Origin of the sequence: Arhodomonas sp. AD133 (assembly GCF_051195215.1) — a bacterium.
GTDB lineage: Bacteria > Pseudomonadota > Gammaproteobacteria > Nitrococcales > Nitrococcaceae > Arhodomonas.
Genome location: NZ_JBNAZM010000011.1, coordinates 42,898 through 69,380 on the forward strand (window position 1 = coordinate 42,898; position 26,483 = coordinate 69,380).

Consider the following 26,483-nt stretch of genomic DNA (forward strand, 5'->3'; position numbering starts at 1 on the left):
GGGCGTCAGCTCGTCCCGCCGGTGACGAGGGATCGAGGGGCGGTCACCGCCGTGTCGTCCGTGACTATCTCGTCGGCTTCCGCGGCCTGTGCCAGGTTGCGAAGCTCCTGCAACGCCACCCCGAGCATCGGCAGATCCGCCTGCGCGGCGTTGCGCAGCTCCGTGACGGTGCGTGCGAGGCGCTCGGCCATGGCTTCATGGTTGGCGATCCAGCGTGAGAGCACCGTGTCGGTGTCCTCCTCGGGGCCTATGCCGCGGAGCACCGCGATCGCGACACGCCGGAGCTGGACGTAGAACTCCTCCTCGAGCCCGGCGCGGTAACGCTCCTGCCAGGGGTCGCCGGCCTCGTGTTCGGCGATGGCCTCGCGCAGCCAGGCGAGCTCCAGCCGGGTGCCGGCGTGGAAGTACACGGCGGCGGCATCGCGCAGAGGGGAATTCGTCTCGCGTGCCGCCTTGACCAGGTCGAGCGCCGCATACAGCGGCTCGAGCCGTGCGATGCGCCGGGCGAGCTCCTCGGGGACTCCCTCCCGGGTGAAGCGTTCGACGTCGGATTCGAGAATGCGCCGGTCCTCATCGGGCAGAAGGCTGTCGAGCGATTCGGCCACTTCCGCCACTGCGGGACGGATGCGAGCCACCGTCTCTTCCACGTGAATCGGTGAGGGCAGGTTGCGCAGCAGCCACAGTGTTGCCCGTTCCTGGAGGTCGCAGAGATGATCGAGCAGCAGCGACTGCACTGATGCCGGCACCTGGTTGTCCAGCGCGTCCACCTCGTGCCAGAGCTCGCGCAGCCCGTAGACGTCACGGGCGACGAAATAGGCGCGCGCGGCGTCGGCGAAGTCCGTGCCCGTACTCGAGCGGATGCGGTAGAGGAAGGTCGCGCCCATGCGGTTGACGATATGGTTGGTGGTCACCGTGGCGATGATCTCCGCTCGCAGCGGATGAGTCTCCAGCGGGCCGCGGAAGCGCTCGCGCAGCGGCTGCGGAAAGTAACGCATGAGCTCGGCGGCGAGGTAGTCGCTGGCCACCAGATCCGAGTGGACGAGCGCGGGGAACGCCTCGATCTTGGCGTAGGCGAGCAGCACGGCGAGCTCCGGCCGGGTCAGCCCCCGGCCTGCCTTGTGGCGCTCGGCGAGCTCGTCATCGTTGGGGAGCTCCTCGACGTGGCGATCGAGCTGGCCGCTGCGCTCGAGGTCGCGCATGAATCGTCCGTGCTCGTCGAGTAGCTCCGCGGCGCGTTCGGAGAGCAGCGTCAGCCCCTGGGTTTGTCGGTAGTTGTTGGCGAGCACCAGGCGGGAGACTTCGTCGGTCATCCCGGCGAGCAGCTCGTTGCGCTGTTTGACAGTGAGGTCGCCGGCGTCGACCACACGGTTCAGGAGAATCTTGATGTTCACTTCGTGGTCGGAGCAATCGACGCCGCCGGCGTTGTCGATGGCGTCGGTGTTGATGCGTCCGCCGCGGGTGGCGAACTCGACCCGACCGGCCTGCGTGACACCGAGGTTGCCGCCTTCGCCGATGACGCGGCAGCGCAGCTCGCCGGCATCCACGCGCACCGAATCGTTGGTCTTGTCGCCGACATCTGTATGTGCCTCGTGAGACGCCTTGACGTAGGTTCCGATGCCGCCGTTCCACAGCAGATCGACGGGCGCGCGCAGGATGGCGCTGATTACCTCATGGGGGGTGAGGCGGGCGCCGGTGTCGAGCCCCAGTGCGGCGCGCGCGCTCTTGGAGAGCTGGATCGATTTCGCCGACCGCGGCCACACGCCGCCGCCCCGCGAGATGACGCTGCGGTCGTAGTCGTCCCACGAGGAGCGCGGCAATGCGAACAGGCGCTGGCGCTCGGCGTAGCTCGCCGCCACATCCGGGTCCGGGTCGATGAAGATATGGCGGTGGTCGAAGGCGGCGATGAGTCGTGTCTGTTCGGACAGCAGCATGCCGTTGCCGAACACGTCGCCTGACATGTCGCCGATACCGGCGGCGGTGAACGGCTCGCGCTGAATGTCCCGGCCGAGCTCGCGGAAGTGGCGCTGCACGGCCACCCAGCCACCGCGGGCCGTGATGCCCATCTTCTTGTGGTCGTAGCCGGTGGAGCCGCCGGAGGCAAAAGCGTCGCGGAGCCAGAAACCGTATTCGTCGGCGAGCTCGTTGGCGTAGTCCGAGAAGGTCGCCGTGCCCTTGTCGGCGGCGACCACCAGGTAGGGGTCGTCGTCGTCATGGCGCAGCACCCGGGGCGGCGGGACGACCTCCCCGTCGACCACGTTGTCGGTGACATCGAGCAGTGCGCGAATGAACCAGCGATAGCAGTCGAGCACCTCCTCGAACATCGCTTGGCGGTCGTCCGGCAGCTGCTTGCACACGAACCCCCCTTTCGCGCCCACGGGGACGATCACCGCGTTCTTGACCATCTGCGCCTTCATCAGCCCCAGTATCTCGGTGCGATAATCCTCGCGCCGGTCCGACCAACGGATGCCGCCGCGGGCGACCTTGCCGCCGCGCAGATGGACACCTTCGACCCGGGGCGAATACACGAAGATCTCGTAGGCGGGCACGGGCTTGGGGATTCCCGGAATCCGGCGCGGCTCGAGCTTGAACGAGACGAACTCGTGCCGTCGGCCCGAGGCGTCGATACGGTAGTAGTTGGTACGCAGGGTGGCCTGGATGGCCGCCAGCGTGCGGCGCAGGATTCGGTCCTGATCGAGGCTGGTGACCTCGTCGAGCAGGCCCTCGATTTCCTCGCCGAGCTCGGTAGCGCGTTCGCTGTCGGCAGTGTCCGGGTCCATGCGTGCGGCGAACAGCGCCGCCAGCCGCCGGGTGATCGTCGGGTTATGGGCGAAAGTCTCCTCCAGATACTGCTGGCTGAAGGCGGTGCCCGCCTGGCGCAGATAGCGCGCGTAGGCGCGGAGAATGACCACTTGCTCCCAGGTGAGCCCGGCGGCGAGCACCAGCCGATTGAAGCCGTCGTCCTCGGCGTGGCCGTGCCAGACTGCCGCGAATGCCTCCTGGAAGATCTCGCGTACGCGTTCGGTCTCGAGCTGCCCGGCACCGGAGTAGCGCAGGCCGAAGTCGTGGATGTAGCACGGCTCGCTGCGCTGGCGGCTGACGTCATAGGGGCGCTCGTCGACAACGCGCACGCCCATGTTCTCGAGTACGGGCAGGGCGTCGGAGAGCACGATATGGCGGCCGGTCTGGTACAGGCGCAGACGCAGCAGCCCCTCCGGTGCCTCCAGGGGGCGGTAGAGGTTGATGCCCAGGTCGTCGCGCGTGCGCACGCGCTCCAGGCGTTCGACGTCATGAACCGCCGCGCGAGGGTTGGTGTCTTCGCGGTAGGCGGCGCTGAAGGCATCGCGGTAACGTTGTAGCAGGCGGGTGCCCCGGGCCTCGCCGAAATAGTCGAGCACCGCGTCGGCGAGGTTGTCACGCCAGCTTCTCAGGGTGTCGGCGAGCTGCTGCTCGATCTCGGTGTGGTCGTATTCCGGCTGGCCCGTGTCGGAAAGACGCACGATGAAGTGGATGCGCGCGAGCACCGCCTCCGAGAGCTGGACGGTGAACTCCGCGTTGGAAGCCGAGAACGTCTCGATGAGGATGCGCTGCATGCGCTCGCGCACCTCGGTGTTGTAGCGGTCGCGCGGGCAGTACACGAGGCAGGAGACGAACCGCCGGTAGGGGTCGTTGCGCACGAAAAGCCGTACCTGCTGGCGCTCCTGGAGGTGGAGGATCCCCTTGGCGGTTTCGTAGAGCTCTTCGCTGGTGGCCTGGAAGAGCTCGTCGCGCGGGTGGGTCTCCAGGATATTGATCAGTGCCTTGCCCGCGTGGCTGTTGGGCCGGAGGTTCGTGCGCCGGAAGATGTCGTCGATCTTGCGTCGCAGCAGGGGAATCGTGCGCGGGTTGCGATGGTACGCGGCCGACGTGTACAAGCCGAGAAACCGGTGCTCGCCGATCACCTCGCCAGCGCGGTTGAAGCGTTTCACCCCGATGTAGTCGAGATAGCCGGGGCGGTGGACGGTCGCGCGGCTGCTCGACTTCGTCAGTATTACCGGTTCGGGATCGCGCGCGTGAGCGCGCACTGCCTCTGGCAGCGCCGCGAAGCTCTCCGAGCTTTGTTCGGCGCCGTCGCTCTGGCGCAGAATGCCGAGACCGGTCCCGGCGACGGCGCGCAACTCCTCGTGCTTGCCCCGGCGCTTGAGGTCGTAGCGCCGGTAGCCGAGGAACGTGAAGTGATCGTCGCGCACCCATCTGAGAAACGCCTCGATCTCGTCACGGTAATCGGCGTCCACCGGCGGCGGTTGCCGTCGCAATCCGCGGGTGGCCTTTTCCATCGCCGCGGACATGGCCTTCCAGTCGGCGACGGTGACCCGCACGTCCTCGATAACCGCGGCGACCTCCTCGCGGATACGCGTCAGATCCTCGAGGTCGCTCTGGCGGTCCACCTCGAAGTGCATCCACGCCTCGTTGACCGCCCCCCGCGCCTGCTGCGCATCGACCACCTCGGTGACGCGGTCGTCGCCGTCTCGGCGGATGGTGAGCACGGGGTGAATGATGAGGTGGATCGTCAGGCCCAGCCGGTTCAAAGCCATGGACACGGAGTCCACGAGGAAGGGCATGTCCGGCGCCACCACTTCGCAGACGGTGTGCGTGGACTGCCAGCCGTGCTGCTCGGTGTCGGGGTTGTAGACGTGGATCAGCACCTCTTCGGCGCGCCGTCGCTGGCCGAGGTGCCAGTGTGACAGCGCCGCGCCGTAGAGGTCGGCCTCGCTGCGCTCGGCGATGTCCTCCGGCGAGGCGTCCTCGTAATACTGGCGAACGAAACTGGTGACCACGGTCGTGTCGTCGCCCTTCCAGCGCTTGCGTACGCGCTCGGCGATTGCCTCGATGGCTTCCCCGCGGGCTTGTTCTTCGCTCGCCTGTCGCATGGCTTCTCCCTGAATGTCAGTCATCGCGCCGCTGGTTCGGTGCCACGGCGCCGCTACGGCTCAAGCTTAGTGTGCCGATGGTGTTGCAGGCTAGTGTCCTGGACACTAGCCGCTGACGAGGTCGTCGCCGAGACGCACCGCCACCGCCGCCATGTTGTAGCCAACCCCGGACCCCACCATCACGACCAGCTCCCCGCTGTGTGCATGGCCGCTGGTGACCAGTTGGTCCAGGGCCATGGGCACGCATGCTGAACCGGTGTAGCCCCACTGCTCCATCACAGTGATGGCGCGCTCCCTCGGCAGCCCGAGCTCGGCGCAGGTGTGATCGATGGTGCTGCGGTTGACCTGGGTGAACACCGCGTGGTCGATGGCGGAGATGTTGAACCCGCAACGCTCGGCGAGGGTGCGCACGAGGGCGGGCCAGCCCTGCTCGTTGATTTCCGGCGGGTAGCGCTCCTTGACGCGAACGCGGTGCCGACCCGCAGCGAGCGCCTGCTCGGTGACGGGCTCCACCGTGCCGCCGGCGTCGATGCCCCAGTAGCCGGCATAACGGCCATCGGCGGCGAAGGCGGCGCCGAGAACGCCGGGCTGATCACCGGCGGTCACCACGGCGGCGCCCGCACCGTCGCCGTAGAAGAAGCTCATGAGGTCGTCTTCGGCCGCGTGCCGGCTCATCAGGTAGGCGCCGGTCACCAGCGCGTGGCGGACACCCGCGTTGGCGCCCATGAGTCCATGCGCCGTGGCCAGCGCGCTCGGGAACGAGGCGCAGGCGCAGCCGATATCGAACGTTCCGGCCCGGTGGGCCCCGAGTTTCGCCTGCAGCACGGTGCTCGTGGCGGGCGTGATGTAGTCGGGTGTGTCGGTACCGACAACGATGAGATCCAGCGCCGAGGGGGCGAGTCCGGCCCGCTCCAGTGCCTGCTGCGCAGCGGCCAGGGCCAGATCGGAGGTGGCCTGGTCGGCTTCGGCGTGCCAGCGCTGACGGATACCCGTCGTCGCCTCGAACCGGTCTATGGTCTGCGCCGCCTCGGCGCGGGCGCGTAGGTCGTCGTTGGTCACCCGCCGCGAAGGCAGGTAGTGACCTGTGGCGACAATACGGGCGGACGGCGGCATGCTGCGCGTGTTCCGTGCCGAGATCAGTGAACCGGCGGAGCCGGGCCCTGCGTGCGACCCCGCGCGTTGACGATGGCGGCGGAAGGTCGCATTACCAATCCTTCGCGTTACCAAGCATCTTGGCAGATATCCCGACAGCGGTCGACGCCCATCCGTATGGCTGTCGCCATAAGGGGACAACCCCCCGGTCGCGTTGCTGCGAGCGGCCTTTCCGTGACCCCGGGTAACCGTCATCGCCGTGTGCAATTGTTGCGCTGCCGCGCCGTGCTAGCTTGCGTCGCGACGTAAGGGGGACGGGTTGGAGACGAGCAGGATGCGACGTTTTGACCGGTCTGACCGACAGCATGTGTTCTGGTGGTCGCCGCCCAGCCGGCGCCTGCGTATATGGCGGCGGGAGAACGCCGGGGATTATCTCTCCCCGGTGCTCGTCGAGCGCATGCTCCGTGGGTATCGGCTACGACTGAGAGACAAGCGCCCGGGCACCGGGCGGCTATTTGCGATTGGCTCCGTGCTGCATTTCGCCAGCGACGGCGACGTGGTGTGGGGATCGGGGGTGAACGGCAAGATCGAGGCCGATCGCCACCGCTTTCGCAATCTGGACGTGCGCGCCGTGCGAGGTCCGCTAACGCGCGAGTTCCTGGCGCGTCGCGGCATTGAGTGCCCGCCGGTGTATGGCGACCCGGCCTTGTTGTTGCCGGTGCTCTGTCCGGACCTGGCCAGTGCGTGCCGGGGGAAGCAGGACTACGTGATCGTGCCCCACATGCACGACCTCGCGGGGCTGCGGGCGGCCGGCGTCGAGCGCGACCGGGTGATTTCGCCGCTCGTTCACTGGCGGCGTTTCGTCACGCGCATCCTGGACAGTCGGCTGGTGCTTTCGGCGTCGCTGCACGGGTTGATCATTGCCGAGGCCTTCGGCATCCCCGCGCGGCTGCTTCGGCTGTCCGAACGCGAGTCATTGTTCAAGTACGAGGATTACTACCGCGGCAGCGGGCGTGACACGTTCATGCCGGCGACCACTGTCGCCGAGGGGCTGTCGCGTGGCGGCGAGCCACCGCTCGATTTCGATCCCGAGCCGCTGCGGCGCGCGTTTCCTCTCGATCTATGGACGGAGAAGGAGGTCGTCAACCATGCATGATGGTGCCAGTGGCACGGTGTGGCGCGAGGGTCGGGATGACGCTGGCCCTGCTTTCCACGAGCCCGGTGCGGATACGGCATCGACCGTAACCCGCGATGCGCCCGTGAGCGCGCCGCGTGTGCTCATGCTCCCCGACGCCAGCAAGGGCAACCCGTACCAGCGGCAGTTGCGTTCGGCGCTGGAGCGCCGTGGCGCGAGAGTCCGGCTCGCTAATCCGGCGGGCGTGCTGCCACTGCTCGGGGCCGTGCGTCGCCACGGCCCGGTAGACGTGCTTCATCTCCACTGGACTCACCGCCTCGTGGTCGGGGCGACGCGACTGCGTACGCTCGCCAAGGCGACCCGGTTTCTCGGCGAGCTTCTGACGCTGCGCTTGCGTGGGGTCTCCGTGGTGTGGACGGCGCATAACCTGCTCGAGCACGAACGTCGCCAGCCGGGCATCGAGCTTGCCTGCGGACGGCTTGCCACGCGTCTGTACAAGCGGGTGATCGTGCACTGCGGCGCTGCGCGTCGGCAAATCGCCGATGCGTACCGGCTGCCGGTCGACTCGCCCGTGCTCACGCAGGCGCCGCACGGCCACTTCATCGGTGCGTACGGTGACGGCATGTCCCGGGACGAGGCGCGCCAGCGCCTGGGGATCGAGGCCGACGGGCCGGTGTTTCTCCACTTCGGCCAGATCCGCCCGTACAAGGGGGTGTTCGAGCTGCTCGACTGCTTCGCGCGGCTGGACTCGCCCGGCGCCAGGCTCCTGATCGCCGGCCGCCCCTGGGACGACGCCACGGCCGCCGCATTGCGGGCCCGTGCCGCCGAGGACCCGAGGATTCAGCTGGTGCTCGAGTTCATTCCCGACGAAGACGTGGGCGTCTACCTCGCCGCCGCCGACGCCATGGTGCTGCCCTACCGGGACATTCTCACCTCCGGCAGCGCCATGCTCGCGATTTCGTTCGCCCGTGCAGTGGTCATGCCGCGCTGTGGCTGCGCCGAGGAAATGCTCGGTGACGATGCCGGTGCCCTGCTCTATGACCCGTATGCGGCGGACGGTCTGGCCGGCGCCATGGAACGCGCCGTGACCGCCGACCTGGACGCGCTCGGGGCTGCGGGTCGTGCCCGGGCCGAGGGCTTCGACTGGGACACGATCGCTCGCACCACTCTCGATGCCTATCTGGGATACCCGGCTCATGAATGATTCGCCCACGCCCCGATTGCGCTTCGTCGTGTACTGGCGGCAGGCGGACTGGGGGTTCTACCACCGGCGCAATGAGGCGTTTGCGCGGGCGTTGGCCAAGCTGTCCGACGTCGCCGAGGTCGTGCACGTGGAGGCGGTGAGTGTCAGGGGGCTCGTCGCGAATCTCGTGCGCGCGGCATTCACCCGCGATCGTGGTTTGCGCCGGGCGTACCGCCTGCATGTGCGCAAGGCCCTGTCACCGCGACCCGTGCGCGTCGACGACGGACTCGCCGTCAAGAGCCTTGTGCTCGCCACGCTGGGCGCCGATCAACGGCTGGAGGCGGTCAACCATTGGCTGATGCGGCGTCAGGTGCGCTCGCTCAGGGGGCCAGCGCCCACCGTGCTCCTCGCCTATCCGCCAGCGCCGCGTCTTGCGGAGCTGGCGCGCAACCTCCGCGCGGAGCTGGTGCTGGCCGACCTCGTCGATGACGTGCCGGCTCTGGAGACGGACCCGGATCGCCGTGCGGCCCGGGTGCAGGAATACGTCGAGATTCTGCCGGACTGCGGTGCCGTATTCGCGACCTCTCCCCGCCTTGCCGAGGCATATGGTGAGTACGCGCCCAGCGGTATCGAGTTCCTGCCCAACGGCGTCGGTGTCGACGATTCGCCGCCCCCGGCGGCGAAGGACAAAGAACGCCCCCGAGTGGGCTATATAGGGGCGCTCAACCGCACGCTGGATACGGAGCTGGTCGACCGTGTGCTCGGCGATCACCCCGAGGTGGATTTCGTCTTCATCGGGCCGCTGGAGACCAGCGCCGCCGCGTTCGTTCGCAACGCACGGGCACGGCATCCCAACTGCCACTATCTCGGGCCCAAGCGTCATGGCGAGTTGCGGCGCCACATGGCCGCCTGCGACGTTCTCATCAACGTCAAGCGCGCGGACGTGACCACCCGCGGCAACGATTCCATCAAGATCTACGAATACCTCGCCACCGGCCGTCCGGTGGTGAGCACATCCATGGCGCCTGCCGATCGCTTGCGCGAGCTCCTCCACGTCAGCGACGAGCCCGAGGGGTTCAGCCGCATGCTCGGGCAGGCGCTTGCCGAGGATGACCCGCAGCTGGCGCAGCAGCGGCGCCGTGTGGCTCTGGACAATGCCTGGGAGCGGCGTGTCGAGCGCATCGTCACACGCGTCGACGAGCTTCTCGAGGATGCCGGGCCGCAACCACGAATGGCGGGGGCGCGATGAATCTGCGTCGATCCGCCACCCATGCGGCCTTCTGGGGCCTTGCCCAGAAGTGGGGTTACCACGCGGTGCGCTTGCTGGTGTTCGTGGTGCTGGCGCGGCTTCTGGACCCCGCGAGCTTCGGCGTCGTCGCCCTCGCCGGCGTGTTCGTACTGCTCGGCGAAATGCTCGTGGACCAGGGGTTCGCGGATGCGCTCGTGCAGCGCACCGCGGTGGGACCGGCGCATCTCGACAGCGCATTCTGGGCAAGCTTCGCGATCGGCGTGATGCTGACTGCCGGCTGCGTGCTGTTCGCGGGTCCTTTGGCGGCCGTGTTCGACGAGCCGAGGCTCGCGCCGGTGCTACGTGCGCTGGGGCCGGTGCTGCTCATCACGTCGCTGTCGCGCACCCATGAGGCGCTGCTGCGCCGCGAGCTGGCATTCAAACGCATCGCCAAGATCAGCTTGGCGTCGGTAGCCGTGGGCGGCGCGGCGGGGCTGTGGCTCGCCATGCTGGGTTACGGGGTGTGGGCGCTCGTCGCCCAGCTGCTCGTCCAGCGTCTGGTTCAGCTGCCGTGCCTGTGGTTCTCGGTGGCATGGCGTCCGCGGTTGCGGTTCTCCCTGCCCCATTTCCGTGCACTGGCGCGTTTCGGCGTGAATGTCGTCGGCATCAATCTCCTCAACGTGGCCAACCGCCAGGCGGACCATCTGCTTATCGGCTACTTTCTCGGCAGCACCGTGCTCGGCTATTACACGGTCGGCTATCGCCTGATCCGCATACTGCTGGATCTCCTGCCTCAAGCCATCATGCCGGTGGCTTTCTCGGCGTTCTCACGCCTGAAGGCGGAGCCGGTACGGCTGCGCGAGGCATTCTACGAGGCGACGCGTGTGATGGCGCTGGGGGCTTTTCCGGCTTTCTGCGGTCTTGCGTTGCTTGCGCCGGCGGTCACCGAGGTTGTCTTCGGTCCGCAGTGGGCACCGAGCGCGAGCGTGATGCAGGTGCTCACCGCCATCGCCGCATTGCAGTCGATATCGCTGCTCTGTCCCGCGGCCCTGAAGGCGCTCGGCCGCCCCCAGTGGGTGCTGTTGATCACCGCGGCCAATGCCGTGGCCAACGTGGCGGCGTTCGCCATCGCCGTGCACTGGGGCATCGTCGCCGTGGCCGCAGCCTACGCGGTGCGCGGCTATCTGCTCTGGCCGCTGACCTGGACCGCGCTCGACCGTCTCGTCTCGTTGAGTCCCCGGCGTTATCTCGGCGCGCTCATGCCGGCGCTGGTCGGCTGTGGCGTGATGGCGTTCGCGGTGCGCGGAATCGCGTCGGGGTTGCCCGGGGACTGGGGCGCGTTCGCCAGGTTGCTGGCGCTGGTACCCATGGGGGCCGTTGTCTACGTCGCCGCCGCATTCACGGTCGCTCCCGCCCAGTGCCGCGCCCTCGCGCACCAGGTCCTGCAACGCCACCCGGTCCAGGAAGCACGCTCATGACTGACCAATCGCCCGTGTTCATCGTCGGTATGGCCCGCTCGGGAACGACGCTCATGCGCGCGTTCCTCTCCGCGCATCCGGGAATCGCGGTTTCCCCGGAGACCCACTTCCTGAGCTACTGGGTGCGTCGCCATGGTCATGAAGAGTTACGTGGATGGAGTGACTACCGCGACTTCTGGGCTGCGTTCAGCGCGAGTCACCACTTCACGCGCATGGGGGTCGACCCCGCGGATGTCAGCGCGCGTCTGCCCGCCGACGAGCCACCTACGTTCCGCAATGTATTCACCGCGCTGATGGACGCGTATGCCGCGACCACCGGCAAGCCGCGCTGGGGCGAGAAAACCCCCGGACATCACGCGCACCTTGCCCGTGTGCTCGGCTGGTATCCGAACGCACAGGTGGTTTACATGCTGCGCGATCCGAGGGCGGTCGTCGCCTCGCTGCTGGAGGCGCCATGGGCGGAGCCGAGCATCACCCATCAGGCGGCACGCTGGCGCGACAGCACGCGCTCGCTCAATGCCTGGGAGGGAGACCCGCGGGTGCAGATCGTGCACTACGAGGCGCTGGTGACCGATCCGGAGACGACGCTGCGCCGCGTCTGCGAGTTCCTCGGCGAGCCTTTCGACGAGCGCATGATGGCCCGTGGTGGCGCGAGCCGGCAGGAAAGCTCGGGCTATGGACAGTGGGGGCAGAGCCACATCCGCGAGGCACACGCGCCCCTGCGCACTGACAGCCTGCTGAAGTGGCAGCAACGTTTGACGGCGCAGCAGGTGGCACTGATCGAGTATCTCACCCGCAAGGGGATGTTTCGCTACGGCTATACCGCGGTGACAGAAGGGCCGGGTGCATTCGGGTGGGCGCGGCTGATGGGGGCGCGGGTGCACGACCGCCTCTTTCGCGAAGTGCGCCGGGTGCAGGGCACTGCCCGTGCCGACGTCGCCGATGTCCCGCCGGGCGCCCAGACGCAAGTGCGCGGTGAAGTCAATGCCGAGACGCCGGCACGCCCGGAGGAGTCCGGCAAGTGAGATCCATGCCGGTGTCACGACGCTGGATGCCGGCGGGGCAGTACCGGCGGCGACGCGCCACAGTCGGTGACTCACGCCGCCGCGCGGGGCGGTCGGTGTCGACTGCCCCGAATGCGGGTCGTGGACCGGCGACAGTGGCGCACGCCGCCACGCTTGGGGTTTCGGGGGTGAGGAGGGCGGCGGCTGTTGCCATGTCGCGACGCTTTTCTCGCCGGAAAAGTGGTGTTTTGGACTGCAACGGACCAAGGGTTTGTGCAGGTGAATCAAGACGATGATCTGTCCTGGCATCGTCCGTGCTTTGGTTTGCGCCGGTGCGACGCCCGGGGCGCCGGGCACGGGCACATCGCACGCTCATCGCCGGGTTCGCCTACAGCCCTGATCGCTCACGGTATGGGTGCGTACCGCACCCCGGAAGCAGGAATGGACGCGATGTACGAAATGACTAGTAACACCGATAACGCCCGTCATTCGGGTACGCGCTACAAGGGCATCATTCTCGCCGGTGGCTCGGGTACCCGGTTGCAACCGCTGACGCCGGCGGTGAGCAAGCAGCTCATGCCGGTGTTCGACAAACCGCTGATCTACTATCCGCTGTCCACGCTGATGCTTGCCGGCATCCGGGACATTCTGATCATCACCACACCACGTGACAGCGCGGCCTTTCAGGAGCTGATCGGCGACGGCAGCCAGTGGGGTATCTCCGTGAGTTACGCCATCCAGCCGGAGCCGCGCGGCCTTGCCGATGCCTTCCGTGTCGGTCGTGAATTCGTGGGCAACGATCCGGTGTCGCTGATACTCGGCGACAACCTCTTCTACGGCCACGGCATGCAGGCGAGTCTCGAGCGCGCCACCGCCGAGACCGATGGTGCCACGGTGTTCGGCTATTACGTCAGCGACCCGCAGCGCTACGGCGTGGTCGCGTTCGACGAGTACGGACGCGTCGACGACATCGAGGAGAAGCCGGCGCAACCGCGCTCCAACTACGCGGTCACGGGCTTGTATTTCTACGACAACGACGTGCTCGACATCGCCCGGGACATCCAGCCGTCGGAGCGCGGCGAGCTCGAGATCACGGACGTCAACCGCGAGTATCTGGCGGCGGGCAAGCTGCGGGTGGAACGTCTCGGTCGCGGTATCGCATGGCTCGACACCGGAACCCACAAGGCGCTCACGGACGCCTCGCAGTTCGTGCGTATCGTCGAGGAGCGCCAGGGACTGAAGATCGCCTGCCCCGAAGAGATCGCCTGGCGTCAGGGTTTCATTACCGAGCACGAGCTCGCCCGGCAGGCGCGTGCCATGAAGGCGAACGGCTACAGCGACTATTTGCTGCGCCTGCTCGATCAGGAGCGTCTCGCAGGCCCCTTCGAGCAGGCCTGCTGATCCGAATCAGATGATTCCCAATTAGGGCGGGCTCGCCCCGGTGTACCCGCATGCGGGCGGGGGCGAGTCGTGTCGTGAACGCGAGGCGACCATCATGCAAAACGAGCTGTTTGCTTATCTACTGGTGTTCCTGTTCGTCGTCCTGCTGACGGACTTTCTCAGGCGCCAGGCATTGCTGGCCGGTCTGGTCGATCAGCCGGACGCACGCAAGCGTCACGCTCGTCCGGTGCCCCCGGTGGGCGGCGGCGCCATATTCCTCGGGTGCCTGCTGGCTGCGCTTGCGCTGAACGTGCCGGAAGATTACGTGCGCATTCTGTTTCCGGTGGGTGCCGCGCTGGTGATCATGGGAGCGGTCGACGATCACTACGATCTCCCGCCACGCGCACGACTGGCGGTGCAGGCACTCGCCGCCTTGTGCACGAGCGTGCTGGGTGGGGCGACCCTGACCACGGCGGGTGACCTCATGCCCGGCGGGGGCGCCCTCACCCTCGGTGTCTTGGCAGTACCGGTGACCGTCCTCGGCACCGTGGGCACCATCAATGCGTTCAACATGGTCGACGGCATGGACGGTCTCTCCGGAGCACTGGCGCTGGTAGCGCTGGTGGGCTTCGCCGTCGTCGCCTACGCTGGCGGCGACAGCGGGCTGCTAACGCTGGCGCTGGTACTGGCTACCGGAGTGCTCGCATTCCTTACCCAGAATCTGCGCTCACCCTGGCGCTGGCGCGCGTCGGTGTTCCTCGGCGATGCCGGCAGCATGTTTCTGGGGTTCGCGGTTAGCTGGTTCGTCATCGAGCTCTCCCAGGGCCGTGCGCCTGCGATGTCACCGGTCACCGGGCTGTGGCTGTTGCTCGTGCCGTTGTTCGATATCGCCTATGTCATGGGCAGGCGGGTGGCGCGCGGGCGCTCGCCGCTGGCCGCGGATCGCCAGCACCTGCATCACTTCCTGCTGCGTATCGGTCTGCCGGTAACGCGGGCGCTTGCGGTCATCGTTTCCGTCGCGATCGTTGCCGCTGCCACCGGTCTGGCTTTCGAGCTCGCCGGCGTGGCCGACTGGGTCTCCCTCGCCGCATTCCTGGCGCTGTTCGGGCTGTACTGTCTCGGCATGACCTACGCGTGGCGGGTGCATCCGCGGCTCGTGCGCTGGCTCGCCCGCCGCCAGCATGCCAACACCACGCTGCCGGTGATGGCGCGGGCGTACCTGCAGGCGAGCCGCTACCGTGACGAGCGGCTGCATACCCCATGAAGGCGCAGCATCCCATGCCCGCGAACGGCATGCCGCCGCCCGCCAGCGGAGGCGGCGCAGCCGCGCCGGCACCGCCCGGCGGTCCGGCTGCGCCGGGGTTGATGGAGTACGTGCGCGTACTGCTGCGCAGCCGCCGGTTGATCGTCGCCGTGGTCGCGAGCGCCGTGCTCGCGGCCGGCGGCTACACGATGCTTCAGCCGCGCATGTATCTGGGCTCCCTCACCATGCAGGTGCAGCCTGATCCGCCGGCTTACGTGCCGTCGCTGCAGCAGAATCAGGCGCCGGCGGGCGGCGAGACATTCTTCACGACGCAGCTCGACATCATTCGCAGCCGCGCCGTGGCCGAACGGGTCGTCGACCGGCTCACCGAGGCGGAGCGCCGTGATTTGATGCCGCCACCGGGCGTGGCCGACCAGGTGCGGGGCGTCGTCGACACGGCGCTGGGCTGGGCGGGCGGCATGCTCGGGCTCGGCGGCGGGGACGCCGCCGGGACGGACGCCGGCGAGCCGGCACGCGAGGTACCGGACCGGCGCTCGCTCGTGCGACTCATTCAGAACAATCTCCAGGTACGGCGACGCAAGGACAGCGAGCTCGTGGAGCTGCTCTATCAGGCCCCCACGGCAGATGTCGCCGCGCGCGTCGCCAATCTCGTCGCCAGCGCCTATCAGGGTGTCCAGGAGCGCCAGCGCGTCGAAGTCAGCGAGCGGGTGCATGATTGGCTGGTCGCTCAGCTCGACAAGCTCAGGCAGAACCTTGCCGCCTCCGAGCAGGCGGTGCAGGCGTACAAGTCGCGCCATGATCTGCTCGACAGCCGAAACCTGGAGGAGGTGACAGGCAAGCAGCTCTCCAGCGTCACCCAGGATCTGCTCGATGCGCGTTCCGAGCGTATGCGTGTCGAGGTGCTCTACAACCAGGTTCAGGAGGCGGAGAACCCGGATGCTCTGGCGGCGGTGCTCGAGGATCCGGTCATCCAGCAGCTCAAGCTGCAGCAGGCGCGTCTTCGTGGCGAGCTCGAACGTCTGCGCAGCCACTACGGCGAAAACGCCTCCAAGGTCGCCTCGGTGCGGGCCGAGCTCGAGTCGGTGTCCGCACGGCTCGACGCCGAGCTCGAGCGTTCCGTGGCATCCATCAGTCAGCGCTACGAGCAGGCCAGGCAGCGTGAGGAGCGGCTCGTCGCCGCGGAAAAGGATCTCAATGAAGGTCTGCGGGACCGGTCCGACGTGGAGCTCGGGCTCGCCAAGCTGGAGCGCGAGGCGGAGACCAACCGCGAGCTCTACGAGGCATTCCGCAGCCGCATCAAGGAAATCAACCTAACCGGTGCCATGGGCAACCCGGGTATCCGGATTCTGGATCGGGCGCTTCCACCGGGGGCGCCTTTCAAGCCCAATCCGGTGCGCATTCTCGCCATTGCCGGCTTGCTCAGCGGCGCCGCTGCAGTGGCCCTGGCGTTCTTGATGAACAACCTGCGCCAGCGCTTCTACACGCCTCAGGGGGTGGAGGAGCACCTGCCGGCGCGAGGCCTCGGCATGGTGCCGAAGGTGGAGCTCCGCCGACCAGCGATGCTCCCGCGTTATGCCGTGCTCGAGCCGGCGTCGGGCTTTACCGAGGCGGTCGGTGCGATCCGCACGAGGCTGCAGGTCGGGGACCGCGCCGGTGCACCGCAGATGATCATGGTGACCTCCGCCCTCCAGGCTGAGGGCAAGAGCACGCTGTCCAGCAATCTCGCCTGCAGTTATGCACAGATCGGGCGGACGTTGCTGATCGACGGCGACCTGCGTCGCGCCAGCCTCTCGAGCCACTGGCAGCGTCCGGGACTCACCGATTTCGTCCTGCGCCGCGCCCGGCCGCGCGACTGCATCGCCCGCGACGGGTTGCTCCCGAATCTCTACCTCATGGGCAAGGGGCACGCGTCGCCGCATCCGTTGGAGTTCTTCGCCACCGACGATCTTACGCGCGCCTTCGCCGCGCTACGGCGGCATTTCGACTGGATCGTCATCGACACCGCGCCGGTGCTCACGGTGAGCGACGTGGAAATGATGGGCCATCTCAGCGATGGCGCCATTCTGGCCGTGCAGGCGGGCAAGACGCCCACGGATGCCGTATCCGAAGCGTACCGCCGACTGCTCGCCGCCCAGGTCCGGATGCTCGGCGTGACCCTGACTCAAGTGGATCTCAAGGAGGTGACCCGCTATGGCGGCTACGCCTATGGCGTCCAGTGATCCCGGCGGCCAGGCGCCGCGGGTGTATGTCGTGGTGCTCAACTGGAACGGCTGGGGCGATACCATCGCCTGCCTGGAGAGCCTGTTGCGCAGTGACTACGCGAACTTTCGCATCGTCGTCTGCGACAACGCGTCCACGGACGAGTCGGTGGACGCGCTGCGGCGCTGGGCCGCTGGCGAGCTCGATGCCCTGCCGCCACGCGAATCGCGGGTGAGCCGTTGTGTGCGTCCGCCGGTGACCAAGCCGATCGCCTGGTACGAGCTCGACCGGGAGATGGCGGAATCCGGCGAAGACGATGACGATCCGGCACTGACGCTCATCCACACCGGCGCCAACCTGGGATATGCCGGTGGCAACAACATCGGCCTGCGTTATGTCCAGCGTCGTGGCGATGCGGACTACGTCTGGCTGCTCAACAACGACACGGTGGTGGATGCTGCAGCGTTGCGTCACCTGGTCACCCGCCTTCAGGCGGCGCCCGAGGCGGGGTTGTGCGGGTCGACCCTGCTCGATCAGGCCGAGCCGACTCGTGTGCAGGCACACGGCGGCGCACGGTTCAATCCATGGCTCGGCACCCATCGCGCGCTCGGGGGCGGACAGCGGTGGCAGGGGGAGATGGACGCCGGCGCCGTCGAGCGCCAGATGTCCTACGTCATCGGCGCGTCCATGTTCGCCTCGCGACGCTGGCTGGATCGTGTCGGCCTGCTCTGCGAGGACTACTTCCTCTATTTCGAAGAGATCGACTGGGCGGTGCGCGGACGGCCGGAGTTCACGCTTGCCTACGCGCCGCAAAGCCTCGTCTACCACAAGGAGGGAGCGAGCACGGGCCGCCCCGAACGTTCTCTGCGCGCCGATTGCCTGGCGTTGCGTAATCGCCTGCGCTTTACCCGTAACCGCCTGCCCTGGGCGCTGCCGACGGTATGGCTCGGGCTCTTCTGGGCATTGATCAATCGCATTCGCCGCGGCCAGCTCGATCGCGTCCGCCCGATTCTCATCATCTTGCTGGGACGCAGCCGCACGACATAGGAGTCTGTATGGGGACCTGGGGGAACCGTTTCACGGCAGCATCCGCGCCCGCACTTACCCGTCACGTCTGGCGTGCACTGCTATTCGCGGTCGCATTGCTGTTCACGAGCGTGACCGCCTGTGCCGGTGGCGACGATGACAGGGCGTCGGATTCGCAGGCCGTCACCGTGGTGAGCGACGGCAACAGCAGTTTCCGGATCGTTGTCGACGAGAACGCGCACACGATGGTGCGCCACGCGGCCGGGGAGCTCGCCGCCCATATCGAAGCCGCTACCGGGACTCACCTGCCGGTGCGTACCGACACGGGCGCTGGCACACCCCGCATCAGCGTGAGCGTCGACCCGGCGTTGGGCATCGGAGCCGAGGGCTATCGCATCAGCGCGGTCGGCGGGAACGTCCGGATCGTCGGTAATGACGCCACTGGTGCACGGTACGGTGTCTACGAGTTTCTCGAGCGTTACGCCGGCGTGCGCTGGTTCGCGCCGAATTACACGCATGTCCCCGAGCGCGAGGGCATCGTCGTGCCAAGGGAGACGGTCACCGAGCGCCCGGCGTTCGCCTATCGCGAGGCGTTCGTTCGCGAGGCGGACGATCCACTGTATAGCGCGCACAACCGGCTCAACGGGCGCTTCGGCCAGCGCCTGACCGGCTATACCGGCAGCCCGGCGTTCACGGCCCTGCGCAAACGCAACATCTTTCGCCTCGTGCCTCCCGGGCGCCACCGCGAGGAGCATCCGGAATATTTCGGTGGCGGTCAGCTGCGGTTCGCCGAGCCGGGTGTACGCAGGGTCGCCATTGATGCGGTCCGTGAGCTGCTCGCGGAGTGGGGTAACGGTGATTATGCGCTGCTCATCGAGCATGCCGACGTCGATTCCTACTATGACGAGGCACCGGATGCCGCCCTCATCGAGCGTTACGGCACGCCGGCGGGCGCCTACCTCGACTTCGTGCGGGCCATTGCCCGCGCCGTGGCCGACGACTACCCCGACGTGACTATCCTCGCCCAGGCCTACCGCTGGAGCCGGCAACCGCCGCGGGCGATGCGCCTGCCGTCGAACATGGCGGTGATGTTCTCCGACATCGAACGGGACTTCGCCCGCCCGCTCTCGGCGGAGGTGAACCGGCCGATTCTCGAGGATCTCGAGGGCTGGCAGCGCGTTGCCGGGCGCGTGCTGGTGTGGACGTACATGACCAATTTCGCGGGCTATCTTCAGCCGTTTCCCGATTTCGAGGCGTTGCCGCAGGATCTGCGTCGGCTGAACGGGCTCTCCGCGGTTCGTGGCGTGTTCGCCCAGGGCGCGTACAACACGCTCGGCAGTGAGTTCGCGCCCCTGCGCGCATGGTTGCTGGGGCAGCTGTTGTGGGAGCCGGGTCAGGACCCGCAGACACTCATCGATGAGTTCCTCGCCGGTTACTACGGCGACGCTGCCCCTCAGGTGGGTGCCTACATCGACCTGCTGCAGGAGACGGTCGCCGCCACCGGCACGCCGGTGCGCGACAAAATGGGGCCAGCGGCGGCGTACCTGACCACGGATATGCTCCAGCGCGCCGACCGGCTGTTCGAGCGCGCGAAGGAACGGGTCGCCGATCAGCCGGCCTACCGGCAGCATGTGCAGACGGCTCGCATGCCCGTGGATTACGCGATCCTCAGCAATCCCGACTTCGCCGACAGTCCCGGGCGACAGGCGCGCCTGGAACGCTTCGCCGCCGCCATGGAGGCGGCGGACATGAGTGCCTACCGGGAAGGCCGTGGCAATCCGCCGAGCCAGTTGGTGGAAGCGCTGTCCATCGCGCGCACACCGGCACCGCTGCCGCAGCGTTGCCGGGAGGAAGAGCAGCCGGAGTGTCCGGTGGCCCAGGAGCTGTCCTTCGACCTCGCCGGCGGCGCGCGCATCGTGGCGGAGGCCGGTGCCTCGAACGGCGCGGCCGCTCGGCTCTCCGGCGACCGCAGTGCCTGGGGTATCCAGCTACCGCTGGAGCGGTTGCTACCCCGGGAGGGGGAGTGGCGCATCTACGCGCGCGTGCGGGTGCCGGGCAGTGACGGTGGATACGGCGATCATGGGCTCAATGCCGGCATTTATCCCGGCGAGCGTGGCGCCTACTCCCAGGGCGAGCTCGGTGACGAGGCATACACGGTGATCCGTCTGCCGGGCACATGGCGTCGCGGCGGTGACCGTTACGTCTGGTTCGCGTCGCCGAGAACCGGGCAGGTCGACGCCGTGATCGTCGATCGCCTGTTCGCCGTCCGCGAGGAGGACGGTGCGTGACAGCCGTGGCAGTCCACCACGCGCTGGGTATGCCCCGGTTGCCGTCGCGGGCACGTGGCGGCGATCCGGCTACGCGTGCGTGGACTGCCCTGGCGCTGGGGGTGACGGCGAGCCTGGCGCTGCCGGCAGTCAAGATCCCCGTGGGGATCGACCTGCGCGTTGGCCAGATCGTACTCGCGGGGATGTTCGGGCTGATCGTGCTGCACGACCTCACCACGCTACGGATGCGCTGGGGGCCGTTGCTCGCGATCGTGGGCGTTGGCCTGATGCTGGGTACGCTGAGCACGCTCACGACTTATCCGAAGGTCAAGGAGATGACCTTCATCATCAAGTACGTGGCGGTTTTTCCGGTGGCGTACTACGTGGGCGTGAGAATGCTGCCCCTGGTCGGCGCACGGCGTCTGGCGCTGGTGCTGGAGCTCACGCTGGCCTTCGCGCTGGCGTTGTCCGTTGCCCTCGAGGCGCATCCGGTGCCGCTGTTGATCCACGAGCGCCCGCCCCACCTGTCGGTGGGGTTGAAGGGCAGCTTCTGGGAACAGGGGGAGCTGGCGTTCTTCGCCGGACTGTTCATGCTCGGCTCCCTGGCCCTGCGCATGGAGACGCTGCAGTGGCCGGCCCGGCGCTGGCCGCTCGTCGCGCTCTATGCATTCACCATCGGCTGCGCGCTGGCGAGTCACAACAAGACGGTCTGGGTCGCCCTGGTGGCGGCCTGTCTCGCCGCCGCGGTGGCCTATCGTGGACGCCCGGAGCTCAGTGGCGTGGCAAGGCGGTGGGCAGTGCGACTGGCGGGGGCGGCGGTGCTCGGCGCGGTCGCGCTCGCCGCGTACAACGCCTGGCTGCCCGCCGACGAAAAGCTCGTCACGGCGCGCATGCTCGAGCACAAGTGGGAGGCCGAGCGTGGCGCCGCGCTGCGTATCGCCTGGGAGTTGATCATGGAGGCACCGTGGCTCGGCCACGGGTTCGGCTTCGTCGAGGCGTATTTCGGCAATTTCCCGTCGGACATCATCGGTCTCGGAAGCGGCGTCGCGCAGCTGTTCAACTCTTATCTCGATATCTGGCTGTCCGCCGGCATGCCAGGGCTGATCTACGCTCTGGGCCTGCTCGCCGTGGGCTTCAGCCCGCGCAGCCTCTTCTCCGTGCTCACGATCGGGTATCTGTTCACCTTCGCCAATGTGAACCCGGTGGCGCAGCACGAGTATTACCACCTCTTCGCAGGCCTCGCCTATGCCGCGGCCTTTCAGGCGCGGCACACGCTATCCGACCACGGAGGACAAGGAGTACGGCATGGCATATACGGCACAAGCGGCGCGTAGTGTAGAGGACGCGCGCCCGGGGCCGGATCGCGAACCGGCCCCACGGGTACTGCTCTCGGTGGTCAGTCACGGTCAGGCGGACCTCGTGCAGGGCCTGCTCGAGGACATTCGCGCCGGCTGGGATCCTGACGGGCTGCATCTGGTTCTGACCCAGAATCTGCCGGAGCACGAACCACCGGGACTGCGTAATCTGCCGTTTCCGGTGACGGTGATCCGCAATCTTCGCCCCAAGGGCTTCGCGGAAAACCACAACACGGCCTTCGAGGCCGTGGCGAGTGACTATTTCTGCGTTCTCAATCCCGATATCCGCTGTTCCGATGATCCGTTGCCCGGTCTCATCGACGGCCTCGAGCATGCGCGTGACGGCCTCGTCGCGCCCCAGGTGGTCAGCCCGGCGGGCACGCCCGAGGACAGCGCCCGCCGCCGCATGACACCGGTGCGCATACTCCGTCGCGTGCTTGCCCGCGCCGGAGGGGGTGACTACGAGCTCTCGCACCAGCCGATCCAGCCGGACTGGGTGGCGGGCATGTTCATGCTGCTGCGGGCCTCGGCCTTTCGAGCGGTGGGCGGCTTCGATCCCCGGTACCGCCTCTACTGCGAGGACGCGGATCTGTGTCTGCGCCTGTGGGCCGGCGGCTGGCGGGTGCGCCTGCTGCCGTGGGTCCGCGCGGTGCATGACGCGCGCCGTCAGAGTCACCGCGATGGACGTTACCTGCGCTGGCACGTGACCAGCCTGCTGCGCTTCTTCGTCCGCCATCCCATCGACAGGAGGAACCAAACGTGAGCGTCAGGGAGCGCGCTGCCGCGGCGACGGCCGACTCGCCCACCGTGGAACCGTCGCCACGCGCGGACACGGTCGCCGAGCAACAGCGCTCGGCGCGCCGTATCGCGGTCGTGGCCATTTCCTATATCGCCCGGCGTGACGGGATCAGTGTCTACACCGAAAGCCTGCTCGTGGAGTTTCTCGCCGCCGCCCGTGAAGCGGGCCGGGCACTCACGATCGACGTTTTCGCCTGCGGCGACGCCGCCGAGATACTGGAGAAGCGTCTGATCGCCCGTCTCGGCGAGGATCCGGGAACCCCGGTGGCCGTCAATGTGATAGCCACCGCCGGCGACGGGTTGCGGACGAAGTATCTGGAGATACCCACGCGGGTGCGACGCGGGCGCTACGACGCGGTGGTCCTGCCGAACCTGCAGCCGGTGTGGCTGCCGGCGGACCGCACGCTGGCAATTCTCCACGACCTCACCTACCGCGTGGCTGCGCCGCATTTTCCGTTCTGGCGGCGCGTGTACATGGATTTGCTGACCCGTTTCTGGCTGATGCGCACGCGCACTGTCGGTTGCATTTCCGAGAGCGGGGAGGCCGATCTGCTTCGCTATTATCCGGCCAGTGCACGCCGGCGCCGGCTGCAGCTGCCCAATGGCCTGCCGGAGAAGATCGCCGCTCAGCCGCGGCCGAGCACCGACGAGACCGAGCGCGCGCTCACCGATAACGTCATCGACCTGTTGTTCGTGGGGCGGCTCAACCGTCTCAAGGGCTTCGACCGCATCTGTCACCTGTGCGAGTGGCTCGAGGCCTACTGTGCGGAACAGGGCATCACCGCGCGCATCCACGTTGTCGGCAAGGATACTGCGGAGAGTGCCGAGCTCCTCGGTGCGTTGCGTTGCAACCACGTGAGCCTGGAGCGCCATGGCTATCTCGACGACGAGGCGCTCAATGCGCTTTACCGGCGCAGCGGCTTCTGCCTGTTCTTCTCCCGTAACGAGGGCTTCGGACTGCCGGTGCTCGAGGGTATCTGGCAGGGGTGCGTGCCGTTGCTGTCCGATATCGGCGTCTTTCGCGAGGTCATGGGCGAGGGCTACCCGCTGTTCGCCGACGACGAGCGTGGCCAGAGCGCGACGGTCGCCTTCATCCATCGCGTGCGCACGGATGCTGCCTACCGCGGTGAAATCCTCGCACGCATGGAAGATGCGTTGTCGCGCTGGGAGACAGGCTATGCGCGCGCCGCCCGGAGACTCCTGGATTGGGCGCAGCGGCCTGCCGCAAAGAAAGGGGAAGTAACGTGAACGCGACGATACCGCCGGTCATTCTCATTGGCATGCACAGATCCGGCACGAGCCTGGTCACGCGCATGCTCCACGATCTCGGTCTGTTCACCGGCTGGCGCAAGGACATCAATCACGAGCCCTGGTATTTCCTGCGCCTCAACGATTGGCTGCTGCACCAGTGTGGCGGTGCCTGGGACAACGCCGAGCCGTTCCGTCACCTGCGAGACAGCGCCATGGCGCGTCGGGTGACGCTCGGGTACCTGCGTTTCATGCTGCGTGCGCCGCGGCGGGTGCTCTATCTCGGGCCCCGTGAGTTCCTGCGCCACGGTGACGTCTCGGCGCTGCAGCGCCCCTGGGGATGGAAGGATCCCCGCAACACCTACACGCTGCCGCTGTGGCGCGAGCTCTATCCGCAGGCCCGGGTGATCCACGTCTACCGTCACGGCGTGGACGTGGCTGCGAGTCTGCAGCGCCGTCAGACCGAAAGCGTCGCCCATGCGGAGCGTCGATTCCATCGGCGCCGCTGGCTCTATGGATTCATCGGCAAGAAGGGCGGGTTCGCGGAGTCCTGGCGGTGCGCCGATCTCGACGAGGCCCTCTCCCTGTGGCGCGAGTATACCGCGGAGGCCAGGCGTCAGGTCGGCGAATGCGGCGAGCTCGCCACCGAGGTGCGCTACGAGACGCTGCTCGAGGACCCGGCGCCCGTGCTGGAGCGGCTGGGCGAGTTCTGCGGCCTGTCACCTTCGGCCGACCAGTTCGAGCGGGCCGTGGCACGGGTGCGTTCGTCCCGGGCTTTCGCCCATCAACGTGATCCGTCGCTGCGTGAGCTCGCCGAGCGGCGCCGCGATGATCTCCACGCTTTCGGTTACTGAAGAGGAATGTGCATGTCGCAGATACGTCTGGGTGCGACCGCCGCGGCGTTGTGCGTGGTCGCGTTCGCCGTACACGCGCAACCGCCGGCTCTGGCGCCACTGCCCGAAGGCGAGACGCTGGGGCCGTATGTCTATGCCGGCAGCCGCTACGACAGCAACCCGTTCCGCGTCTCCGGCGACGACGAGGCCGAGGAACGACTCGACACGGGTGATTTCGACGATCTCATCCATCGCGCCGGCGCCGGTGTACGCATGAACTGGCCCATCAGCCTGCAGACGCTGCGGCTGGATGCATGGCTCGAGCGCAACCGCTACCAGCGCTTCGACGAGCTCGATCACACCGCCGGCGATGCCGAGTTGGCGTGGGACTGGGAGATCGGCCGGCGCTTCGGCGGCACCATCGAGACCGGCTACGCCCGCGAGCTCACGCGCTTCGAAGAGAACCAGTCGGTCGAGCGCGATATCAAGACGACCCGGCGCTACAGCGCCGACGGCGGTTATCGTTTCCTGCCGGACTGGGAGGTGCGCGCCGGGGTGGCCGAGCAGCGCCAGGGACATGACCGGCGGGAGACACTCGACCGTCATGAGCGCAGTCGTTTCGCCGAACTTGCCTACGAATCCCCCACGGGCTCGCGCGTGGGTCTGCGCGCCGAGCGCACGGACGCTGACCTGGAATCCACGCGCGAGGGTGGCGATGGTGCGGTGATCGACAATGATTACGCGCAGGATGACTACAGCGTGGTGCTGGGCTGGGCGGTCACCGCGCAGAGCCGCCTGACCGGCCGGGCCGGTTATACACGCCGGGAATTCGACGAGGCACGTGGCCGGGACTTCTCCGGCACCACCGCGCGGCTGACCTATGACTGGCAGCCGACGGTGAAGCTGGGGTTGCGTCTGTCGGGCTGGCGCGAGCTACAGGCCCGCGACGACGACGCGGTCAGCTATGTTCTCGCGCGCGGTGTCGGCCTGGAGCCCACCTGGCAGGCGACCCCGGATGTCACCCTGCGCGGCAGCCTCGCCTGGCAGCGCAGCGAGTTCCAGGCGGATGACGAGGCGGGTGTCGGCAACGCCGGCCGCGATGACACCACGCGCACCGTCGGCGTGGGCGTCGACTACCGGGCGCTGCGAAACCTGCGCGTGAGTCTGGGCATCGAGCGGGAGGTGCGCAATTCCAACCGGGCTGTCAGTGACTACGACTATGAGCAAGTTTCGGCGGGAGTGAGCTATGCGTTCTAGAATCCTTTGCATGATCGTTGCCGTGGTGACCGCCACGGTTGCGTTCCCGGGGTTCGCTTCAGCGCAGGAAACGCCCGAGGCCGGTGAGAGCTACGCGCTGGGGCCCGGCGACCGGGTTTCGATCACCGTGGCCGGGAGTCCGGAATACGATGTCAGTGCCCGGGTACGCGATGACGGCACCATCGGGGTGTCGTATCTCGGTGCCGTGACGCTCGGCGGCCTCACGGTGCGCGAGGCCGAACGCCGGATCGCCCGCGGCCTGCTCGAGCGCGGTTTGCTCCGCGATCCGCAGGTCGCGGTGCATATCGAGGAGTTCGTCAGCCGCCAGGTGACCGTCATGGGACAGGTGAAAAAGCCCGGGCGCTATGGGCTGGCGGGGCCGTCGACACTGCTCGACCTGATCGCCCGTGCCGGTGGCGTGAGCGCGGAGGGTGCGGACTACGTCGTGCTGGTGCGCGAGGGTGAGCGCCGCCGGCTGGACCTGGACGGGCTCACCGCCGGCGTACGCAATCCCGTTACCGTCCGCGCCGGCGACGTGGTCACCGTGCCGCGCATGGACGTCTTCTATATCGAAGGGGCGGTGAACCGCTCGGGCCGGTACCGTCTGGAGGAGGGGATGACCGTGATGCAGGCCATCGCCGTCGGGGGCGGCCTCACGCCGCGGGGCAGTTACGCTCGCGTCGAGATTCAGCGCCGCGGTGAAGATGGCGAGACGCAGGTTCTCGATGCCGAGCGGGATACCACCCTTCGTCCGAATGACCTCATCCACGTGAAGGAACGCATATTCTGATGCGCCGTCGACCAGGGGCGTGGCCGCCGGCCGCGCTCG

The 26,483-nt window shown here is 67.7% G+C and carries 18 protein-coding genes; 16 read left to right on the top strand and 2 right to left on the bottom strand.

Features of this window, described 5'->3' with window-relative positions:
• Nucleotides 1-5: 5 nt before the first annotated feature.
• Together ACPEES_RS08915 and ACPEES_RS08920 are read right to left on the bottom strand one after the other, a co-directional pair.
• Entirely contained in the window at nucleotides 6-4,907 is a 4,902-nt protein-coding gene (locus tag ACPEES_RS08915; RefSeq protein WP_435103107.1) for an NAD-glutamate dehydrogenase, read from the bottom strand.
• 105 nt (nucleotides 4,908-5,012) lie between these two features.
• Nucleotides 5,013-6,254 (bottom strand): 3-oxoacyl-ACP synthase III family protein, encoded by a 1,242-nt coding sequence (locus ACPEES_RS08920; RefSeq protein WP_435103108.1) that lies wholly within the window; start codon nucleotides 6,252-6,254, stop codon nucleotides 5,013-5,015.
• 79 nt (nucleotides 6,255-6,333) lie between these two features.
• Here ACPEES_RS08920 and ACPEES_RS08925 point away from each other — a divergent pair, with 79 nt between their 5' ends.
• The 16 genes from ACPEES_RS08925 (at nucleotide 6,334) to ACPEES_RS09000 (ending at nucleotide 26,444) form a co-directional block, all read left to right on the top strand.
• Nucleotides 6,334-7,155, top strand: coding sequence for a polysaccharide pyruvyl transferase family protein (locus tag ACPEES_RS08925; protein ID WP_435103109.1), 822 nt, complete (start codon nucleotides 6,334-6,336; stop codon nucleotides 7,153-7,155).
• Entirely contained in the window at nucleotides 7,148-8,338 is a 1,191-nt protein-coding gene (locus ACPEES_RS08930; RefSeq protein WP_435103110.1) for a glycosyltransferase, read from the top strand. The genes ACPEES_RS08925 and ACPEES_RS08930 overlap by 8 nt, the downstream gene beginning before the upstream one ends.
• Nucleotides 8,331-9,566, top strand: coding sequence for a glycosyltransferase (locus ACPEES_RS08935; protein ID WP_435103111.1), 1,236 nt, complete (start codon nucleotides 8,331-8,333; stop codon nucleotides 9,564-9,566). Before ACPEES_RS08930 ends, ACPEES_RS08935 begins: the two co-directional genes overlap by 8 nt.
• The gene (locus ACPEES_RS08940; RefSeq protein ID WP_435103112.1) at nucleotides 9,563-11,023 is read left to right on the top strand and encodes a lipopolysaccharide biosynthesis protein; all 1,461 of its coding nucleotides are present in this window, start codon (nucleotides 9,563-9,565) and stop codon (nucleotides 11,021-11,023) included. The genes ACPEES_RS08935 and ACPEES_RS08940 overlap by 4 nt, the downstream gene beginning before the upstream one ends.
• Nucleotides 11,020-12,048, top strand: coding sequence for a sulfotransferase family protein (locus tag ACPEES_RS08945; protein ID WP_435103113.1), 1,029 nt, complete (start codon nucleotides 11,020-11,022; stop codon nucleotides 12,046-12,048). The genes ACPEES_RS08940 and ACPEES_RS08945 overlap by 4 nt, the downstream gene beginning before the upstream one ends.
• Nucleotides 12,049-12,486: 438 nt before the next feature.
• Complete coding sequence (rfbA, locus tag ACPEES_RS08950) at nucleotides 12,487-13,428, top strand: glucose-1-phosphate thymidylyltransferase RfbA (protein WP_435103114.1); 942 nt, start codon at nucleotides 12,487-12,489, stop codon at nucleotides 13,426-13,428.
• 94 nt (nucleotides 13,429-13,522) lie between these two features.
• Nucleotides 13,523-14,671, top strand: a complete 1,149-nt coding sequence (locus tag ACPEES_RS08955; RefSeq protein WP_435103115.1) for an undecaprenyl-phosphate alpha-N-acetylglucosaminyl 1-phosphate transferase — start codon at nucleotides 13,523-13,525, stop codon at nucleotides 14,669-14,671.
• Nucleotides 14,668-16,890 (top strand): GumC family protein, encoded by a 2,223-nt coding sequence (locus ACPEES_RS08960; RefSeq protein ID WP_435103116.1) that lies wholly within the window; start codon nucleotides 14,668-14,670, stop codon nucleotides 16,888-16,890. The genes ACPEES_RS08955 and ACPEES_RS08960 overlap by 4 nt, the downstream gene beginning before the upstream one ends.
• On the top strand, nucleotides 16,862-17,917 hold the full coding sequence (locus ACPEES_RS08965) for a glycosyltransferase family 2 protein (protein WP_435103117.1): 1,056 nt from the start codon (nucleotides 16,862-16,864) through the stop codon (nucleotides 17,915-17,917). The genes ACPEES_RS08960 and ACPEES_RS08965 overlap by 29 nt, the downstream gene beginning before the upstream one ends.
• An 8-nt stretch (nucleotides 17,918-17,925) precedes the next feature.
• A complete protein-coding gene (locus tag ACPEES_RS08970; protein ID WP_435103118.1) occupies nucleotides 17,926-20,184 on the top strand; it encodes a DUF4838 domain-containing protein in 2,259 nt (752 codons plus the stop codon).
• A complete protein-coding gene (locus tag ACPEES_RS08975; RefSeq protein ID WP_435103119.1) occupies nucleotides 20,181-21,497 on the top strand; it encodes an O-antigen ligase family protein in 1,317 nt (438 codons plus the stop codon). Before ACPEES_RS08970 ends, ACPEES_RS08975 begins: the two co-directional genes overlap by 4 nt.
• Nucleotides 21,469-22,281: a glycosyltransferase gene (locus ACPEES_RS08980; RefSeq protein WP_435103120.1), complete on the top strand. Its 813-nt coding sequence runs from the start codon at nucleotides 21,469-21,471 to the stop codon at nucleotides 22,279-22,281. The genes ACPEES_RS08975 and ACPEES_RS08980 overlap by 29 nt, the downstream gene beginning before the upstream one ends.
• Nucleotides 22,278-23,564, top strand: coding sequence for a glycosyltransferase (locus tag ACPEES_RS08985; RefSeq protein ID WP_435103121.1), 1,287 nt, complete (start codon nucleotides 22,278-22,280; stop codon nucleotides 23,562-23,564). Before ACPEES_RS08980 ends, ACPEES_RS08985 begins: the two co-directional genes overlap by 4 nt.
• Nucleotides 23,561-24,418 carry a sulfotransferase gene (locus ACPEES_RS08990; protein ID WP_435103122.1) on the top strand — a complete coding sequence of 286 codons (858 nt, stop codon included), beginning with the start codon at nucleotides 23,561-23,563 and terminating at the stop codon, nucleotides 24,416-24,418. The genes ACPEES_RS08985 and ACPEES_RS08990 overlap by 4 nt, the downstream gene beginning before the upstream one ends.
• Before the next feature lie 12 nt (nucleotides 24,419-24,430).
• Nucleotides 24,431-25,654 carry an XrtB/PEP-CTERM-associated polysaccharide biosynthesis outer membrane protein EpsL gene (gene epsL, locus ACPEES_RS08995; RefSeq protein WP_435103123.1) on the top strand — a complete coding sequence of 408 codons (1,224 nt, stop codon included), beginning with the start codon at nucleotides 24,431-24,433 and terminating at the stop codon, nucleotides 25,652-25,654.
• A complete protein-coding gene (locus ACPEES_RS09000) occupies nucleotides 25,644-26,444 on the top strand; it encodes a polysaccharide biosynthesis/export family protein (RefSeq protein ID WP_435103124.1) in 801 nt (266 codons plus the stop codon). Before epsL ends, ACPEES_RS09000 begins: the two co-directional genes overlap by 11 nt.
• Nucleotides 26,445-26,483 lie beyond the last annotated feature (39 nt).

Coding starts and splice junctions, on each gene's coding strand:
- ACPEES_RS08925 (WP_435103109.1), top strand. CDS start 6,334: ATGCGACGTTTTGACCGGTCTGACCGACAGCATGTGTTCTGGTGGTCG.
- ACPEES_RS08980 (WP_435103120.1), top strand. CDS start 21,469: ATGGCATATACGGCACAAGCGGCGCGTAGTGTAGAGGACGCGCGCCCG.
- ACPEES_RS08920 (WP_435103108.1), bottom strand. CDS start 6,254: ATGACGGTTACCCGGGGTCACGGAAAGGCCGCTCGCAGCAACGCGACC.
- ACPEES_RS08930 (WP_435103110.1), top strand. CDS start 7,148: ATGCATGATGGTGCCAGTGGCACGGTGTGGCGCGAGGGTCGGGATGAC.
- rfbA (WP_435103114.1), top strand. CDS start 12,487: ATGACTAGTAACACCGATAACGCCCGTCATTCGGGTACGCGCTACAAG.
- epsL (WP_435103123.1), top strand. CDS start 24,431: ATGTCGCAGATACGTCTGGGTGCGACCGCCGCGGCGTTGTGCGTGGTC.
- ACPEES_RS08970 (WP_435103118.1), top strand. CDS start 17,926: ATGGGGACCTGGGGGAACCGTTTCACGGCAGCATCCGCGCCCGCACTT.
- ACPEES_RS08945 (WP_435103113.1), top strand. CDS start 11,020: ATGACTGACCAATCGCCCGTGTTCATCGTCGGTATGGCCCGCTCGGGA.
- ACPEES_RS08955 (WP_435103115.1), top strand. CDS start 13,523: ATGCAAAACGAGCTGTTTGCTTATCTACTGGTGTTCCTGTTCGTCGTC.
- ACPEES_RS09000 (WP_435103124.1), top strand. CDS start 25,644: ATGCGTTCTAGAATCCTTTGCATGATCGTTGCCGTGGTGACCGCCACG.
- ACPEES_RS08915 (WP_435103107.1), bottom strand. CDS start 4,907: ATGCGACAGGCGAGCGAAGAACAAGCCCGCGGGGAAGCCATCGAGGCA.
- ACPEES_RS08960 (WP_435103116.1), top strand. CDS start 14,668: ATGAAGGCGCAGCATCCCATGCCCGCGAACGGCATGCCGCCGCCCGCC.
- ACPEES_RS08965 (WP_435103117.1), top strand. CDS start 16,862: ATGGCGGCTACGCCTATGGCGTCCAGTGATCCCGGCGGCCAGGCGCCG.
- ACPEES_RS08935 (WP_435103111.1), top strand. CDS start 8,331: ATGAATGATTCGCCCACGCCCCGATTGCGCTTCGTCGTGTACTGGCGG.
- ACPEES_RS08940 (WP_435103112.1), top strand. CDS start 9,563: ATGAATCTGCGTCGATCCGCCACCCATGCGGCCTTCTGGGGCCTTGCC.